The organism is Flavobacterium muglaense (assembly GCF_014305155.1).
Taxonomy (GTDB): domain Bacteria; phylum Bacteroidota; class Bacteroidia; order Flavobacteriales; family Flavobacteriaceae; genus Flavobacterium; species Flavobacterium muglaense.
This window is the reverse complement of the sequence record NZ_JACRUK010000009.1, coordinates 85,933-100,421: the sequence shown is the minus strand read 5'-3', so window position 1 is coordinate 100,421 and position 14,489 is coordinate 85,933. Positions and strand designations below refer to the sequence as shown.

Sequence of the window (14,489 nt, the reverse complement as noted above, 5' to 3'; positions counted from 1 at the left end):
AGTATTCAGATAACTAAAATTCAAGAAAAAATAGAGCGTTTAAAAACTAATAAAATCGGTTATGAAGTTCTGCAAGAAAAACTAAAAGCTAGTGGACAGCCCCAAATAAGCACCACTGATCAAGACGCGCGAGCCCTTTTGGTACAAGGAGTAGTAGTCGAGATAAGTTACAATATCCAAGCAGCAGTTGATAATAAGCACAATTTGGTCGTAGCCACTCATACCATAAATCGTAACGATCTTAACGCTTTAGGAGCTATCGCTTTGGAAGCAAAAGAAAATTTGGGCGTAGAGACTTTCACCGTTTTGGTAGATAAAGGCTATCATAATGGAAGGGAAATTGCCCAATGCATAAACCATAACATCACCACCATTGTAGCTCATCCTACGCCAGGAACAAGTAAAGAAAGCGTCACACAACCAGATTATTTGGTAGCCAAATTCATCTACAATAAAGCCGATGACACTTACACATGTCCCCAAGGAGAAATTTTAAAAACGACGGGAAGATGGCATAAAAAAAGTGGTCGAACAGAACAAAGCGGATATCAATTTAAGAAATACCGAACACCATCTTGCAAAGAATGTCCCGTAAAACATCTTTGTACTGCAAGACCTGCAGGAAGGGAAATAGACCGTAGCGAGTATGCTAGTGCCGTTGAAGAAAATAATAAACGTTATCGGGAAAACCCACAATTGTACCGCACACGGCAAGAAATCAACGAACATATATTTGGAACCATCAAGAGACAATGGGGTTATAATCACACCAATTTGACGGGCCTGGAAAAAGTAAATGGGGAGCATAGTTTAATTATGCTTGTCTACAACATCAAACGCACGATAAATATTCTAGGTGTACCCGATTTAATTGCCAAAATCAAGAACTGGAACACACCCTACAAAGCAAAAACTTGTATTGTCTTTATTACGAACTATTTTAGGCTTTACAAAGACATTATTAAAAATGAGCTACAATTTGCCACCTAAAAAAGAGCTTGTAGTAGAACGATTGTAGTGATGTTTATGAGGATGATTTTAAGTCAAAATAGCGACTAAATGAGGTTTTTTCACAGCCTGACGTTCTAAAACTTTTAAATTTTTCATGATAACTTAATATTAAGGAAGTAACACCCTCATTCTATTTTGTCGGTAATTAATTAAAAACGTTACGATTTTGCGGTATAAAACTTGTTTTTTTGTGAATCGTGCTTGTAAAACTAGAATGTAAAATCAATATAACCCTTTTGCTCCTAATCACATATCATCTAGTACAGTTAAAATTAATAGCAGCAAACTATCGTAATAATTGTAAAGAAAAGTAATGTGGTCCTTTAGTCTCTTCTAGCCCAGATAGTAGTGAAAATCCTTTTTAGCCGCGCTTTTTAGCGGGTAAAAAGATTGTAGCGAATAGCTGGATGAAGCTCCAAAATAAATTAAGGTTTTATAAATTTAAAGATATTGAATAAGTGCTTGTTTTGATATAGCTACATAGTAATAGTCTACTGGCTATCGTGTAAAATATAATTTTCGTACTATAAAGTTGCTACGGACAAGAGTAAACATGGTGTTAAAGTTGTTGCTATAGCTTGTGGTATACCCAGAATAATGAAGGCCATTAGTAAGTCAAGGATGTAGCCACTACCAAATTTTATTATGCGATCTGTGCCAGATAGATTTTGCGTTTTATAGGTAATGAACATAGGGATGAAAAAACTTAAAAGAAAAGCACCTATTTTACTGTTTATGTTGGATTCAGTATCTAAAACCAAATAATTTGTAATGCAAACCAAAATTATATTTAGCACTACTAAGAAAATATTATTTATTGCTGATTCATGTTTCTTTACTTTGAGAGTTGAATATTGTGATTGGAAGTCTTCAATATGAATTTCTATAGCATTACAAACTAAATTCAAAGTTTTACCTCTGGGTTCGTTTTCGTTATTTTCTATTCTTTGAATTGTTCTTAAGTTTACTTTAGATAATTCGGCTAGATCCTCTTGAGACAATCCTCTTGATTTTCTTGTTTCAAATATTTTCTTTGCTATATGATTCATAAGTTTTTTTGTTCAAAATTATCTGTTTTAAAAGCTATTTGATAACGTCTTTCTTGCGGCTTTTTTACGACAATAACTAATTGTATCGTTGTGCGTGCTGTATTCACAAAGAATTAATTGAGTTTATTGTGGTTGGTTTTTGTAGATACTACTTTTTTAAGAACAATTATACAGGGATTTTTAATGCAATTGGCTTTGTTAGCAATGTACTCCTCCCAGTTTTTGGGTGAATGGATGCTTCCAAATTGGTCCCATGCTGCGGCTGTGTAGTAGGTAACTGCATTGCCGAGTTTTGGTTGCATGGTACTCACAAGCTGCTTGTTTTTTATTTTTATCGCTACAATATCCTTGGGTTGTGCCATAAAACCAGTCCCTAGATTTCCTTTGCCATCGCCTAGTGATTCCCAGCTGAAGGAATACCCAAGGTCTTTTTTAATGGTGGTTTGCGAATCATCGCGTTGCACAAAATTGATGGCGTGCAAATACCCTAGAGTCGAAACATCTTGATTGTAACGGCTTTCTATTTTATTGAAATATTGGCCGGCATCTAGTGTTATTCGTTTAGTTTCGACGATGGTTTTATCAAATTCCCAAGCTGTAAATTGCAATTCAAAAACGACTCGTATGGGGCCGTTGGCGATAATTTTATAATTGGAATAAGGTTTTGGGAAATAAATACTATCGTTTTTAAGAAGTCCGGTTCCGCCGCAACCTTGATTTTTGCCTGAGTTATAATGGTCTGCACCATAACCGGTGTCTTTGTGATAGCTTTGACCTGGGGCGTACCATTTGTCTGTTAGAAAATCTGGCAGGCGTTTGCACCAAACATCCATTGCGATGCCGGTTCCTTGTTTATTGGCTCTTTCTTGACCATAAAAACGATAGCCTATTAAGTCGTTTTCCCAAGTAAAATCGTCCATACCTTCTATGATGGAGAGGTGTTTGGCGTATACTCTTGCAGGGCTTTTAGGGTTTTCTGTGATGGGTGTTAATTCGAATTTCTTTTTCTCGTGGGCGGTTAAATTAGTTTGAAATACAATTTCGTCCAGAATTCCATCAGCGTTATAGTCGATGGATTGTGAGGGAAGAATGGTGTTGCTTTTTATTTCCTTTACTTGAATGAATTGGAGTTCCGTATGCGGGAAAGCCTTTTTTATAAGTGTGGCTGTAAGGGTTATTGTTTCGTTGTTTCGCTGTACAGAAACGGGATTTTGAACAACGATAATAACCGACTTTTTAGGAGCTGGTGTTTGTGCTTTTGCAAATTGAAAAGCGACGCAAAGCAGCAATGGTAGTATCGTGTTTTTCATGTTGTTTGTTGTATCGCGATTAAATTATAAAAACTAAAACTCAGAATAAAACTGACTTAAGGCCTTGGCTTTTTATGGTTTCTTATTGTCTTGGGATTTTAGTCGTTTGTTTAAATAATCGGCATTGCATACACTCCAAGGAATCACTACAATAAGAAGCTTAAAGCTTGTTATCTCTATTTTCCGTGAAGGAAATAGCCAATGGCAATAAAGAGTAGTGGCAGCACGATTAAGACAATAAGAATTGCTGTGTAAATATGTAATAGTGTTTTTAATTCTGTATCTGTTTTGGATGCGTATAGTTTTGCTAACATGAGTTTTCGTTTTTGATTTGGTACACAGGTAAATTTTATCGCATTCCTTTTTATTTATTTAACCTTTTGTTGTGAATGATTTCTAAGGATTTGATAGCGCCCACAGGAGATATTTTCACATTTTTATTTCCTTTTTCTACATAAAAATAATTAGAACTGTTTGAGCCAATTAAATATATTTCTTTGGTTTCGTTATCCCCAAAGGTCATTGCATAATCGTAGGTCAATTCATTGTTAGCAATCTTTTTTGCAAGTTTACCACCACTTCCTAAACCTATTCCTATAAAAAAGCTTAACAAACCAAAAGCAAACATCCCTACAAAGACCTTGCTGTAATGTGTTTTTACTTCATCTTCAGTAATGTCTGATAAAGGTTTTTTGGAGCGAAGCTTAGCTTTGACCCCAATTTTTATTGAAGTTTTTAGAAATATATATACTCGTTAAAAAAAGCAAAGAAATAAAGATAAAGAAGCCTATAAGGATAATTGGATTTGAAGTCAAGTCAGCAATTGGACTGATTAAAATATCCATGATGTTTGAATATTTCAAAATATTTATTCCGATTTGGTAATAGTAAATGCTCTCTTTCATTATTCCAAGAACTACTAGGTATATATATCCAAATGGAAGAATTTTTTGTATGATTTCGTTGTATTTCATTTTTTTAAACCGTGTTTTTGTCTTGCATGTAGCGGACTTAGATCATTCAAATAGATACAATTTTTCTGATTAGTAAGGTTCTGTACTAATCCATAAAACAGTTAAAGTTCAAGAGGACGAACTTATTAACTGTGTTTATTAACGGCGAAAAGCAGTGGGATAAATATGTAATAATAGCTCCAAATAAAAAAACCGCAGCTTCACAAGTATAAAATGTGAAGCTGCGGTTAAAATTGTTGCGTGTTTAACGCGATACTTTGCGGCTAAATATTAGCAGTATTCGTTGAATGCGTCTTGTAAGTTCTCAGCGATCATTTCGGCTGGACGACCTTCAATATGGTGACGCTCTAACATATGAACCAATTCTCCGTTTTTGAACAACGCCATACATGGTGATGATGGAGGAAAAGGGAACATATGTTGTCTTGCTGCATCTACTGCATCTTTGTCAACACCTGCAAAAACCGTGATTAAATGATCTGGTTTTTTTGCTCCGTCCAAACTCATTTTTGCTCCTGGACGAGCGTTTCTTGCTGCACAACCACAAACTGAATTCACAACTACTAGTGTAGTTCCTTCAGCTTTTATTGCGTTATCTACTGCCTCAGCACTATGTAAATCTTGAAAACCTGCTACTGTTAATTCAGCTTGCATTGGTTTTACCATTTCTTCTGGATACATATCGTTATATTTTAAATATTAGTTTTGAATGTACAAAGTTACGAAGTTTAAAAAGAACTCCATTATTTGCTCTATAAAGTTTTGTTATTGTTTGATAGTCGCCTTAATTCATTATAATAAATACCGTATCGATCGTATTAATGACCAGATAAAAGGCATTTTAGGACATTTTAAAATTACTTTGACATCTTCGTAAAAGGTGGTTTCTTCATCCAGAAATTTAAAAATCAAAGCGGGACTTCCATTTTTGAACATCGAAGAAAATATCCCTGATCCCTTTTTGTTTTTTCGATCTAAAATATCTAGTAAAAGCAAATCGTACAACCAGAATTTGGTACGTTTATGAAATTTAGTTAAATCATTTTCCTTTTGTAAAAAAGCGATTAATGCTGTTGATTTTTTATCTGATCCTTTAAAGGTGTATCCCGTACTGGCTTTGGTCCATCCACCGGCAGTTCCTATGTTAAGAACGCGTTGGGTATTTTTTTTCCAAAAAGGATAGCAGGTCATCGGGATGCTTCCTTGCTCTTTTTCGGTGATTTCGTAATCAGTGATACCGAGTTTTTCTATGTAATTTTGAATCTCATTTTCGTACTCGCTTTTCGCTAACAAATCATGAGAAAACAAGGTGTATTCCAGCAACGCTTCGGTGGTAGATGTGGGTAGAACATACATAAAACGAGTATTGCCTTTTTGTTCCACAGAGAAATCCATAAAAGTCGCTTGCTCTGGATTGAAAACTGCTTCTTTACTCTTTATAAACCAACCTATAAAGTGCTGTTGTAAAACGGGATATTGGTTTTGGTCCTCTGCTTCGCCTTTTCGATAAATACTGTTGAATAATTTGTCGCCGGTAAAACTTTGGGTTTCGGTGGCAACATATACGTGCGTTTTTAATTCGTTGATATCGGTCACTTTCTCGTTGAGGAAGTGAATGTTTTTTTGTTTCGAAATCAAATCAAATGCTTGGCTGTAAAAATCAGAAGCTTTGATACAATTGTAAGTGTAGGGTGTTAAGTCCAAATCCCGACGAAAATCAATATTAGCAAACAAAGCTAAATCCCATTTTTTAGTTACCGATTGTTCCCAAGTCGAAGGTCCGTCATGCCAGAAACACCAAGTACGATCGTTCTTTTTTTTACTGTCATAATCGATTAATAAAATAGATTTATCGGCAAATTTACCAGATGTTATCATTTTATAAACAGTCATCAATGCTGCTAAACCCGAGCCTGTAAAAATGTAATCGTAGTTTTTCATAAAGGGTGGTCGAAATTTATTCCAAAAATAGGGAATTATTTTTCCTTTTGAAGAATTGAAAGCATTACATTAGTTCGAATAACCGAATGTTGCTGAAAAACAATCGAAGCATCGGTTCCTAAAATTGTTAGCGTAGGATAAACCACTTGATCTTTAATTGTGGCCAAAACTGTAGCCAATTCATGAATCCCAGTATTGGTTCCCGTGGGTTTAAAACTGAAAGTATGATTGTTGAAAGTAATTGCTTCCTTAGTCTCGGCATCAAAAGAAACGAAGTAAAAATTAGTATTCAATTCTGCTATGACTTCTTTGTTTTTAAAACTGCTATTTTCCATTATTTTGCAGTATTTGCACCATGAAGTGTGGATAAAAACCACAATAGGCTTTGGGTTTTGCTTTGATAATTGTTCGGCTTCTTGAAAGGAATAGGCTCTAAGTTGGGCAAAACCGGAAGGAATGGCAAACAAACATAAGCACCAGATCAAAATAATTTTTTTCATAACTAATCTTTTTATTGAAACATATTAAGTGTTGTAGTGCCTAGGGTTCTTGTTATTCGTTAAACCTAATGCAATTATTTTTTTTCACCACATAGATACATAGCCTTTTTTATCTTTAAAGTGTTAGATAGTTATTTCATTATTCACATAAAAATTGACTAGCACTATGTTTTTCTTCTATATTAATGAAATGCCTTTCACTTTAATTTAGATCTATGTTTCTATGTGGTTTTAAATTAAGTGCAATACAACTTAACTTATATCACTTGTATGTCACAAAACTCACTCAATTCGCATCATAAATAAACTTAAAATATTTTTTTACCACATAGAGACATAGCCTCCTTTATCTTTAAAGTGTTAGATAGTTATTTCATTATTCACATAGAAATTGACTAGCACTATGTTTTTCCTCTATTTAATGAAATGCCTTTCACTTCAATTTAGATCTATGTTTCTATATGGTTTTAAATTAAGTGCAATACAACTTAACTTATATCACTTGTATGGTAAAATTAACTATTCAATTAAACTTAAAACAGTTTTTTTTTACCACATAGAGACATAGCCTCTTTTATCTTTAAAGTGTTAGATAGTTTCACATAGAAATTGACTATAACTATGTTTTTTCTCCATTTAATGAAATGTCTTTCACTTCAATTTAGATCTATGTTTCTATGTGGTTTTAAATTAAGTGCAATACAACTTAACTTATATGTCTTATATGGTAAAATTAACTATTCAATTAAACTTAAAACAGTTTTTTTTCACCGCATAGAAACATAGCTTTTTTTGTCTTTAAAGTGTTAGATAGTTATTTCATTATTCACATGGAAATTGACTAGAACTATGTTTTTTCTCCATTTAATGAAATGTTTTTCACTTCAATTTAGATCTATGTTTCTATGTGGTTTTAAATTAAGTGTAATGCAACTAAACTTAGATCACTTGGATGTCGCAAAACTTATTCAATCTACATCATAAATAAACTTAAAACAGTTTTTTTTCACCGCATAGAAACATAGCTTTTTTTGTCTTTAAAGTGTTAGATAGTTATTTCATTAGTCACATAGAAATTGACTAGCACTATGTTTTTCTTCTATATTAATGAAATGCCTTTCACTTCAATTTAGATCTATGTTTCTATGTGGTTTTAAATTAAGTACTATACAACTAAACTTATATCACTTGTATGTCACAAAACTCACTCAATTCACATCATAAATAAACTTAAAATGTTTTTTTTACCACATAGAGACATAGCCTTTTTTATCTTTAAAGCGTTAGATAGTTATTTCATTATTCACATAAAAATTGACTAGCACTATGTTTTTCTTCTATATTAATGAAATGCCTTTCACTTCAAATTATATCTATGTTTCTATGTGGTTTTAAATTAAGTGCAATACAACTTAACTTATATGTCTTATATGGTAAAATTAACTATACAATTAAACTTAAAACAGTTTTTTTTCACCGCATAGAAACATAGCTTTTTTTTGTCTTTAAAGTGTTAGATAGTTATTTCATTATTCACATAGAAATTGACTAGCACTATGTTTTTCCTCTATTTAATGAAATGCCTTTCACTTCAATTTAGATCTATGTTTCTATATGGTTTTAAATTAAGTGCAATACAACTTAAATTATATGTCTTATATGGTAAAATTAACTATTCGCTTAAACTTAAAACAGTTTTTTTTCACCGCATAGAAACATAGCTTTTTTTGTCTTTAAAGTGTTAGATAGTTATTTCATTATTCACATAGAAATTGACTAGCACTATGTTTTTCCTCTATTTAATCAAATAACTTTCACTTCAATCTAGATCTATGTTTCTATGTGGTTTGAATTAAGTGTAATACAACTAAATTTATAGCACTTGTATGTCATAAAACTCACTCAATCCAAATTATAAAATTATATATTGTAAAAAATTACTTCAACGTATAACGTAATCCAATGAAAGTACGAATTCCTTGATTAGGCCCATACACATAACCGGGGTCAAAAGTTAGTGCATACGGATTATCAGGAGTTGCTTGTACATTGCCACTACCGTCAAATTGTACGTTTTTATCAAATGGATCGTTAGCTCTGGCAATGATAAACGGGTTTCCTTTGTTTGGTGTCCAATTTAACAAGTTCTTCACACCGCCATAGATTTCGATATTCTTGAATTTATTGAATGTAAATTGAATGTTTTGAATGCTCCAAGTTGGGGAGTATTCACTACGCGGATCTAAATCTCCCAAAAGTGGCAATCGCATCGGTCCATAAATATTTCCGGTGTAATCAACATCTAGAAATAATTTATTGATTCGGTACGAAATTGCCCAAGTAGCCGAGAATTTTTCGGTCAAAATTTGTTGTGTTGTAACCTCATTTTCTGTTTTGGATACATCCATATAAGTTGCCCCTAGAATCATCTTCAAACCATTGTTGAAAACAAAATCAAGATTGGTACTAATCCCTTTTGTAACAGCATGACCATCTAAGTTTTTGTAGATAATTTGGTTGGGATTGGTATCATAATCCGGGATAATCGAGTTACTAAATCGCGTGTACCAAGCCGTAGTTTCAAGACCGATGAAGTTTCCGTTGCTCGTGTATATTTTTTTGAGGTAGTTCAAGTTCACATTAAAAGAACGTTCTGGTTTCAATTCTTCGAGTACTATGACATCTCTAGATCCAGTTAAAGCGGCGTGCTCTTCGGTAAAAAGATTCACAATTCTAAAACCTGTTCCGGTGTTGAAACGGACGATGTTATTTTCGTTTACTTTCCATTTGTAAGCAAATCTAGGTGTAAAAATATGGCCGTGATTGTCATTGTAATCGTAACGCGCTCCCAGCAATATTTTGTGTTTGTCATTAAAAGCGATTTCGTCTTGAACAAATAAACTCGGAATCCAATTGACATCTTCGTTTACTGTTGCGGTGGTGTTGTCATCGTAATATTGATAACGCATCGCAGTTCCAAAAAGCAAATCGTGCTTATTGATTTTTTTGTCCCAAGTCAGTTGTCCAAAACCAATGCGTTGTTTGGCAAGGAAAGGAACATCTCCATAAACTGAATTTTGATCATGATCTGTATATGAAAAACTGAAACGCATTTTCTCCACCGTAGGCAATTCATAGGCACCTAGCAATTCCCAACGTTTAGTGTAAATACTTTCTCCGTATACTTCATTGCCACCACGATATCCTTTGTTCCATTGCAACTCACCTCCCCAACGGTCTTCATAGAAAAAACGTCCTGCAAGGGATAATAGTTTATTGCTTTTTCGATTGAAATTCCATTTTTGAAAAACCGAAACACGATCTTGTAAAGTCAAATCAGTGAAATTATCATTATTGTTGTCAACAGGATTGCTATAATTAAAGTAATTCACACCCGTTAAAACCGAGGCTGCTTTTCCCACATTCTCTTTAAAGCCTAAGTCTACATTAAGTTCACCCCAATCCGTAATAAAAGAATCTACCGAAAACACGGGCGCATTGGTTGGATTTTTGGTTATAATATTGATCAAGCCTCCCACAGCCTCGCTACCGTAAAGTGAAGAAGCAGGACCTTTTACGATTTCGATGCGTTCCAAAAGTGAATTCGGAATCCCAGACAAACCATAAACGGTAGATAAACCACTAACAATGGGCATTCCATCAATCAACACCAAAGTATAAGGGCCTTCAAGTCCGTTGATATGGATATCTCCCGTATTGCAAATATTACAATTCAGTTGCGGGCGAACACCATTTACATTCTGCAATGCCTCAAAAACATTGGCAGTAGGATTTTTTTTGAAAAAGGTAGGTTTGTATACTTCCACTGGCACAGCACTTTCTAAACGACTAACAGGCTTTAAAGTTCCTGTAATCACTACTTCATCCAGCGTATTATTTTCTCTTAGTTTAAAATCAAGAACGGTTTCTGTGCTATCAATTAATGTGAAATTTCTTTTCTCTGTTCGAAAACCAGTGTATGAAACTGCAATTTCATAATCCCCAGCTATTAAATCTTTTATAAAATAATTTCCATTGGTATCAGTTACTATAGATTTTGATGCTTTTTTTATTAAAATGTTCGCTTGTGGAAGCGGCATACCATCAGCGGTAATTGTTCCTTTTAAGCTTGTTTGCGCAAAGGAAAAGCTTGTCAACAATAGGAAACAAGCTAATTTAAAGGTTTTCAAAATATATTTTTTAGGTTGTAGTTAATTTTAAATTTAGACAAATCTAAAAATTATATTTGATATAACAAAAAAACATAATTATATTTGTCTCAAATAGTTATCAAATGGGTAAGTCGTTAGAAGAGGTAAACCAGTCGGTTTCCACTCAGAATAAGAAGTCGGTTTTTCGTAAAATATTAGCCTTTTTTGGCCCTGCATACTTAATAAGTGTAGGATATATGGACCCTGGAAACTGGGCGACAGACCTTGCTGGGGGTAGCCAATTTGGGTATTCTTTACTTTGGGTTTTATTAATGAGTAACATCATGGCGTTGCTTTTACAAAGTTTAAGTGCACGACTAGGAATTGTAACCCAGCGCGATTTAGCGCAAGCCTCTCGAGAGACCTATTCTCCTTTTATCAATTACATTTTGTATTTCTTAGCCGAAATTGCTATTGCTGCCTGTGATTTAGCAGAGGTTTTGGGTATGGCAATAGGTATTAATTTGTTGTTTGATATTCCGTTGATTGAAGGGGTGATGATTACGGTTCTAGATACCTTTCTATTGCTGTTTTTAATCAATAAAGGGATACGAAAAATGGAAGCCTTTATCATTGCTTTGGTTCTGGTAATTGGAGTTTCGTTTGTATTCGAAATGTTCTTTGCTCAACCTGAGTTAGATAAAGTAATGTTAGGATTAATTCCTACCATGCCTAATGAAACTGCGTTATACATCGCCATTGGTATCATTGGTGCTACCGTGATGCCACACAATTTGTACCTGCATTCCTCTTTGGTGCAAACCAGAAAATTTGATAGAACTACCGCCGGAATCAAACAGGCTTTGAAGTATAATTTTATCGATTCGACTATTGCCTTAAACCTTGCTTTTTTTGTGAACGCCGCCATTTTAATTTTGGCTGCAGCCACGTTTTATAAGGTCGGGATGCATAATGTCGCCGAAATTCAAGATGCTCATAAATTTTTACAACCTTTACTGGGTACAAAATGGGCACCTATATTGTTTGCAGTAGCCTTAATTGCTGCAGGACAAAGTTCGACAATAACAGGAACATTAGCAGGACAAATAATTATGGAAGGCTATTTGAATTTAAGAATCCAACCTTGGGTGCGCCGCATCATTACACGATTAATTGCGATCGTTCCAGCCGTTATTGTGATTACAATTTTTGGCGAAGGCGTAACCGGAAAATTATTAATTTTTAGTCAGGTAATCTTAAGTTTGCAGTTGGGATTTGCCATTATTCCGTTGATTCATTTTGTAAGCGATAAATCAAAAATGAAAGGATTCCACATAGGTAAATGGACACAAATTGCCTCTTGGATTGTGGCTAGTATCATTGTCATTCTGAACGGAAAATTAGTACTTGACGAAATCACAGGCTGGCTTGAAGCGTCAGAGAATCCTATCGTGCTATGGCTTACCGTGGTTCCATTGGCGTTCAGCTTCCTTATTTTGCTGCTGTATATTGTAATCAAACCTTTTATATCGAAATCTAAAGCCGACTTCCAGAACCACTCTCCGCACAATCTGAAGCTGCGTTTTTCAAAATCAGAAAGTTATACCAAGAAAAATATTGCCGTTTCAGTTGATTTTTCTACTGCCGATGAAGTGGCATTAAATAGTGCTTTTGAACTAGGAGGTGAAGCTGCTAATTATACCTTAATTCATATTGTAGAAACCGTGGGAGCCCTCATGTACGGAGAAAACATAGACGATCATGAAACCTTGGTTGACGAAAAACTATTAGAAGAATACAAAGAAATACTCACCGCCAAAGGGTTCAAAGTAACCACTCAGCTTGGCTTTGGAAAACCCAATAAAGTCATTCCAACCATTATAAACGATGGTAATTTTGATATTCTAGTCATGGGAACGCACGGGCATACGGGTTTCAAGGATTTGATTTTTGGAACTACCGTAGATAAATTGAGACATAAAATTTCAATTCCGTTATTAATTATCAAAGAATAGTATTAGGAGCTATTTCCTGCTTTCCGCTATATCTTGCTCTTTTTAAAGAAAAAAGAGCAAGGATGCCGCTGCAATCAGGGCTAAAACAACAAGAACAATGACACTATCCGAAGAAAATTATCTAAAAGCCATATACCATCTCACCGTAGTTTCGAATGCCGATGTGAGCACCAACGCCATTGCCGAAATGATGGAGACCAAAGCCTCATCTGTTACGGACATGCTAAAAAAACTAGCCGAAAAAGACTTGGTTAATTATAAAAAATACCAAGGCGTTTCCTTGACCGAACCGGGCAAACTCGCCGCCAAGATGATCGTACGTAAACACCGTCTATGGGAAGTTTTTTTAGTTGAAAAACTCGATTTTTCTTGGGATGAGGTGCATGACATTGCTGAGCAACTAGAACACATCAAATCAGAGAAATTGATTAATAAACTAGATGACTTCTTAGGCAATCCTACCGAAGATCCTCATGGTGATCCCATCCCAAACGATCAAGGGGAAATTTTTAAAATCGAAAAACAGCTGCTTTCGGAACTTTTAGTACACCAAAAAGGTATTTGCGTAGGCGTAAAAGACACCTCATCAGAGTTTTTAAAGTACTTGGACAAACAAGAAATTGCTTTGGGGTCAAAGATCGAAATTATTGCTAAAGAAACTTTTGACCAATCGGTTAGAATCAACGTTGATGGGAAATCGCTGTCTATTTCCAATAAAATCGCTTCTAATTTATTTGTGAAGATAAATTAGGAAATATCGTCGTATTTTTGTACCTTATAAGTATAAAATAAACAAATAAAAACCATGAAATACAAAATCGCATTTATCGCCTTATTCTCTATTAGTTTTGGGTATTCTCAAAACATAACACCAGTTGCAATAACTCAAGAAATGAGTAAAGGGGCACAGCCGGGTATTACTGTTTTTATAGCAAACGTATCTGAAGATAACGTTGAGGATGCTGTGAAGGATGTAATGAAGCCTTTTAAAGGAAAGAAAACGAAGATCAAAAGATCTGATGAGTTTTTCTTAGATGATGCTACAATTGGTGAAATAAGCTCTAATACGGTGGACATACACCAGATTATCTCAAAAGCAGACAATGGGTACAACTACACCGCTTTTTTTAACTTAGGTGGTTTGTTTCTTGACAATGCTTATGACGCTAGAAAATTTGATTATGCGGCAAACATTGTAAGAGATGTGGCTGTAAAAGCAACTGCTAATGGAATGGAAGAGATTCTAAAATCAGAAAACAAAGTGTTAGACGAACTGGAGAAAGACAAGAAAAACCTAGCTAAGGATTCTGAAAAATTAGAAAAGAACATTAAAAAAGCAAAAGATTTAATTAAAGACAGCGAGCAAGATATTCAAGACAACATCAAGTTGATGGAGAACAAAGCAGTTGAAATCGAGCAACAACGTCAAAAAATCATCAATTTGCAAAATGTAAAATCAGGTTTGAACTAAACTTGTTTTTTTGCAACAGCATAAAAAAAACGCAAAGTAGTATTGAACTGCTTTGCGTTTTTTGTGG

At 34.4% G+C, this 14,489-nt stretch carries 13 protein-coding genes; 4 read left to right on the top strand and 9 right to left on the bottom strand.

The genetic code is table 11. From position 1 onward, the window contains the following. A partial coding sequence (locus H8R24_RS06205) for a transposase (protein ID WP_225876777.1) occupies window positions 1–990 on the top strand: 990 nt, incomplete at its 5' end. 545 nt (window positions 991–1,535) lie between these two features. Here the strand turns inward: H8R24_RS06205 and H8R24_RS06200 are convergent. From H8R24_RS06200 to H8R24_RS06160, 9 genes are all read right to left on the bottom strand, one after another. Next, window positions 1,536–2,060, bottom strand: coding sequence for a helix-turn-helix domain-containing protein (locus tag H8R24_RS06200; RefSeq protein ID WP_187017690.1), 525 nt, complete (start codon window positions 2,058–2,060; stop codon window positions 1,536–1,538). Window positions 2,061–2,173: 113 nt separating this feature from the next. Then, window positions 2,174–3,370, bottom strand: coding sequence for a DUF4861 family protein (locus H8R24_RS06195; protein ID WP_187017689.1), 1,197 nt, complete (start codon window positions 3,368–3,370; stop codon window positions 2,174–2,176). A gap of 176 nt (window positions 3,371–3,546) precedes the next feature. Next, window positions 3,547–3,684 (bottom strand): hypothetical protein, encoded by a 138-nt coding sequence (locus tag H8R24_RS06190; RefSeq protein ID WP_187017688.1) that lies wholly within the window; start codon window positions 3,682–3,684, stop codon window positions 3,547–3,549. Between the two features lie 50 nt (window positions 3,685–3,734). Next, window positions 3,735–3,998 (bottom strand): hypothetical protein, encoded by a 264-nt coding sequence (locus tag H8R24_RS06185; protein WP_187017687.1) that lies wholly within the window; start codon window positions 3,996–3,998, stop codon window positions 3,735–3,737. 76 nt (window positions 3,999–4,074) lie between these two features. Next, window positions 4,075–4,344: a hypothetical protein gene (locus tag H8R24_RS06180; RefSeq protein WP_187017686.1), complete on the bottom strand. Its 270-nt coding sequence runs from the start codon at window positions 4,342–4,344 to the stop codon at window positions 4,075–4,077. Window positions 4,345–4,614: 270 nt separating this feature from the next. After that, on the bottom strand, window positions 4,615–5,025 hold the full coding sequence (locus H8R24_RS06175; RefSeq protein ID WP_187017685.1) for a BrxA/BrxB family bacilliredoxin: 411 nt from the start codon (window positions 5,023–5,025) through the stop codon (window positions 4,615–4,617). Window positions 5,026–5,136: 111 nt separating this feature from the next. Further along, window positions 5,137–6,285, bottom strand: a complete 1,149-nt coding sequence (locus H8R24_RS06170) for a lycopene cyclase family protein (RefSeq protein WP_187017684.1) — start codon at window positions 6,283–6,285, stop codon at window positions 5,137–5,139. Window positions 6,286–6,320: 35 nt separating this feature from the next. Further along, a complete protein-coding gene (locus tag H8R24_RS06165; RefSeq protein ID WP_187017683.1) occupies window positions 6,321–6,785 on the bottom strand; it encodes a thioredoxin family protein in 465 nt (154 codons plus the stop codon). 1,937 nt (window positions 6,786–8,722) lie between these two features. Further along, window positions 8,723–10,975, bottom strand: a complete 2,253-nt coding sequence (locus H8R24_RS06160; protein ID WP_187017682.1) for a TonB-dependent receptor — start codon at window positions 10,973–10,975, stop codon at window positions 8,723–8,725. Between the two features lie 104 nt (window positions 10,976–11,079). On the opposite strand from H8R24_RS06160, the gene H8R24_RS06155 reads away from it, so the two are divergent. The 3 genes from H8R24_RS06155 (at window position 11,080) to H8R24_RS06145 (ending at window position 14,422) form a co-directional block, all read left to right on the top strand. After that, window positions 11,080–12,951 (top strand): Nramp family divalent metal transporter, encoded by a 1,872-nt coding sequence (locus H8R24_RS06155; protein WP_187017681.1) that lies wholly within the window; start codon window positions 11,080–11,082, stop codon window positions 12,949–12,951. 97 nt (window positions 12,952–13,048) lie between these two features. Next, complete coding sequence (locus H8R24_RS06150; protein ID WP_187017680.1) at window positions 13,049–13,702, top strand: metal-dependent transcriptional regulator; 654 nt, start codon at window positions 13,049–13,051, stop codon at window positions 13,700–13,702. A 54-nt stretch (window positions 13,703–13,756) separates the two neighbouring features. Continuing rightward, window positions 13,757–14,422: a hypothetical protein gene (locus H8R24_RS06145; protein ID WP_187017679.1), complete on the top strand. Its 666-nt coding sequence runs from the start codon at window positions 13,757–13,759 to the stop codon at window positions 14,420–14,422. Window positions 14,423–14,489 lie beyond the last annotated feature (67 nt).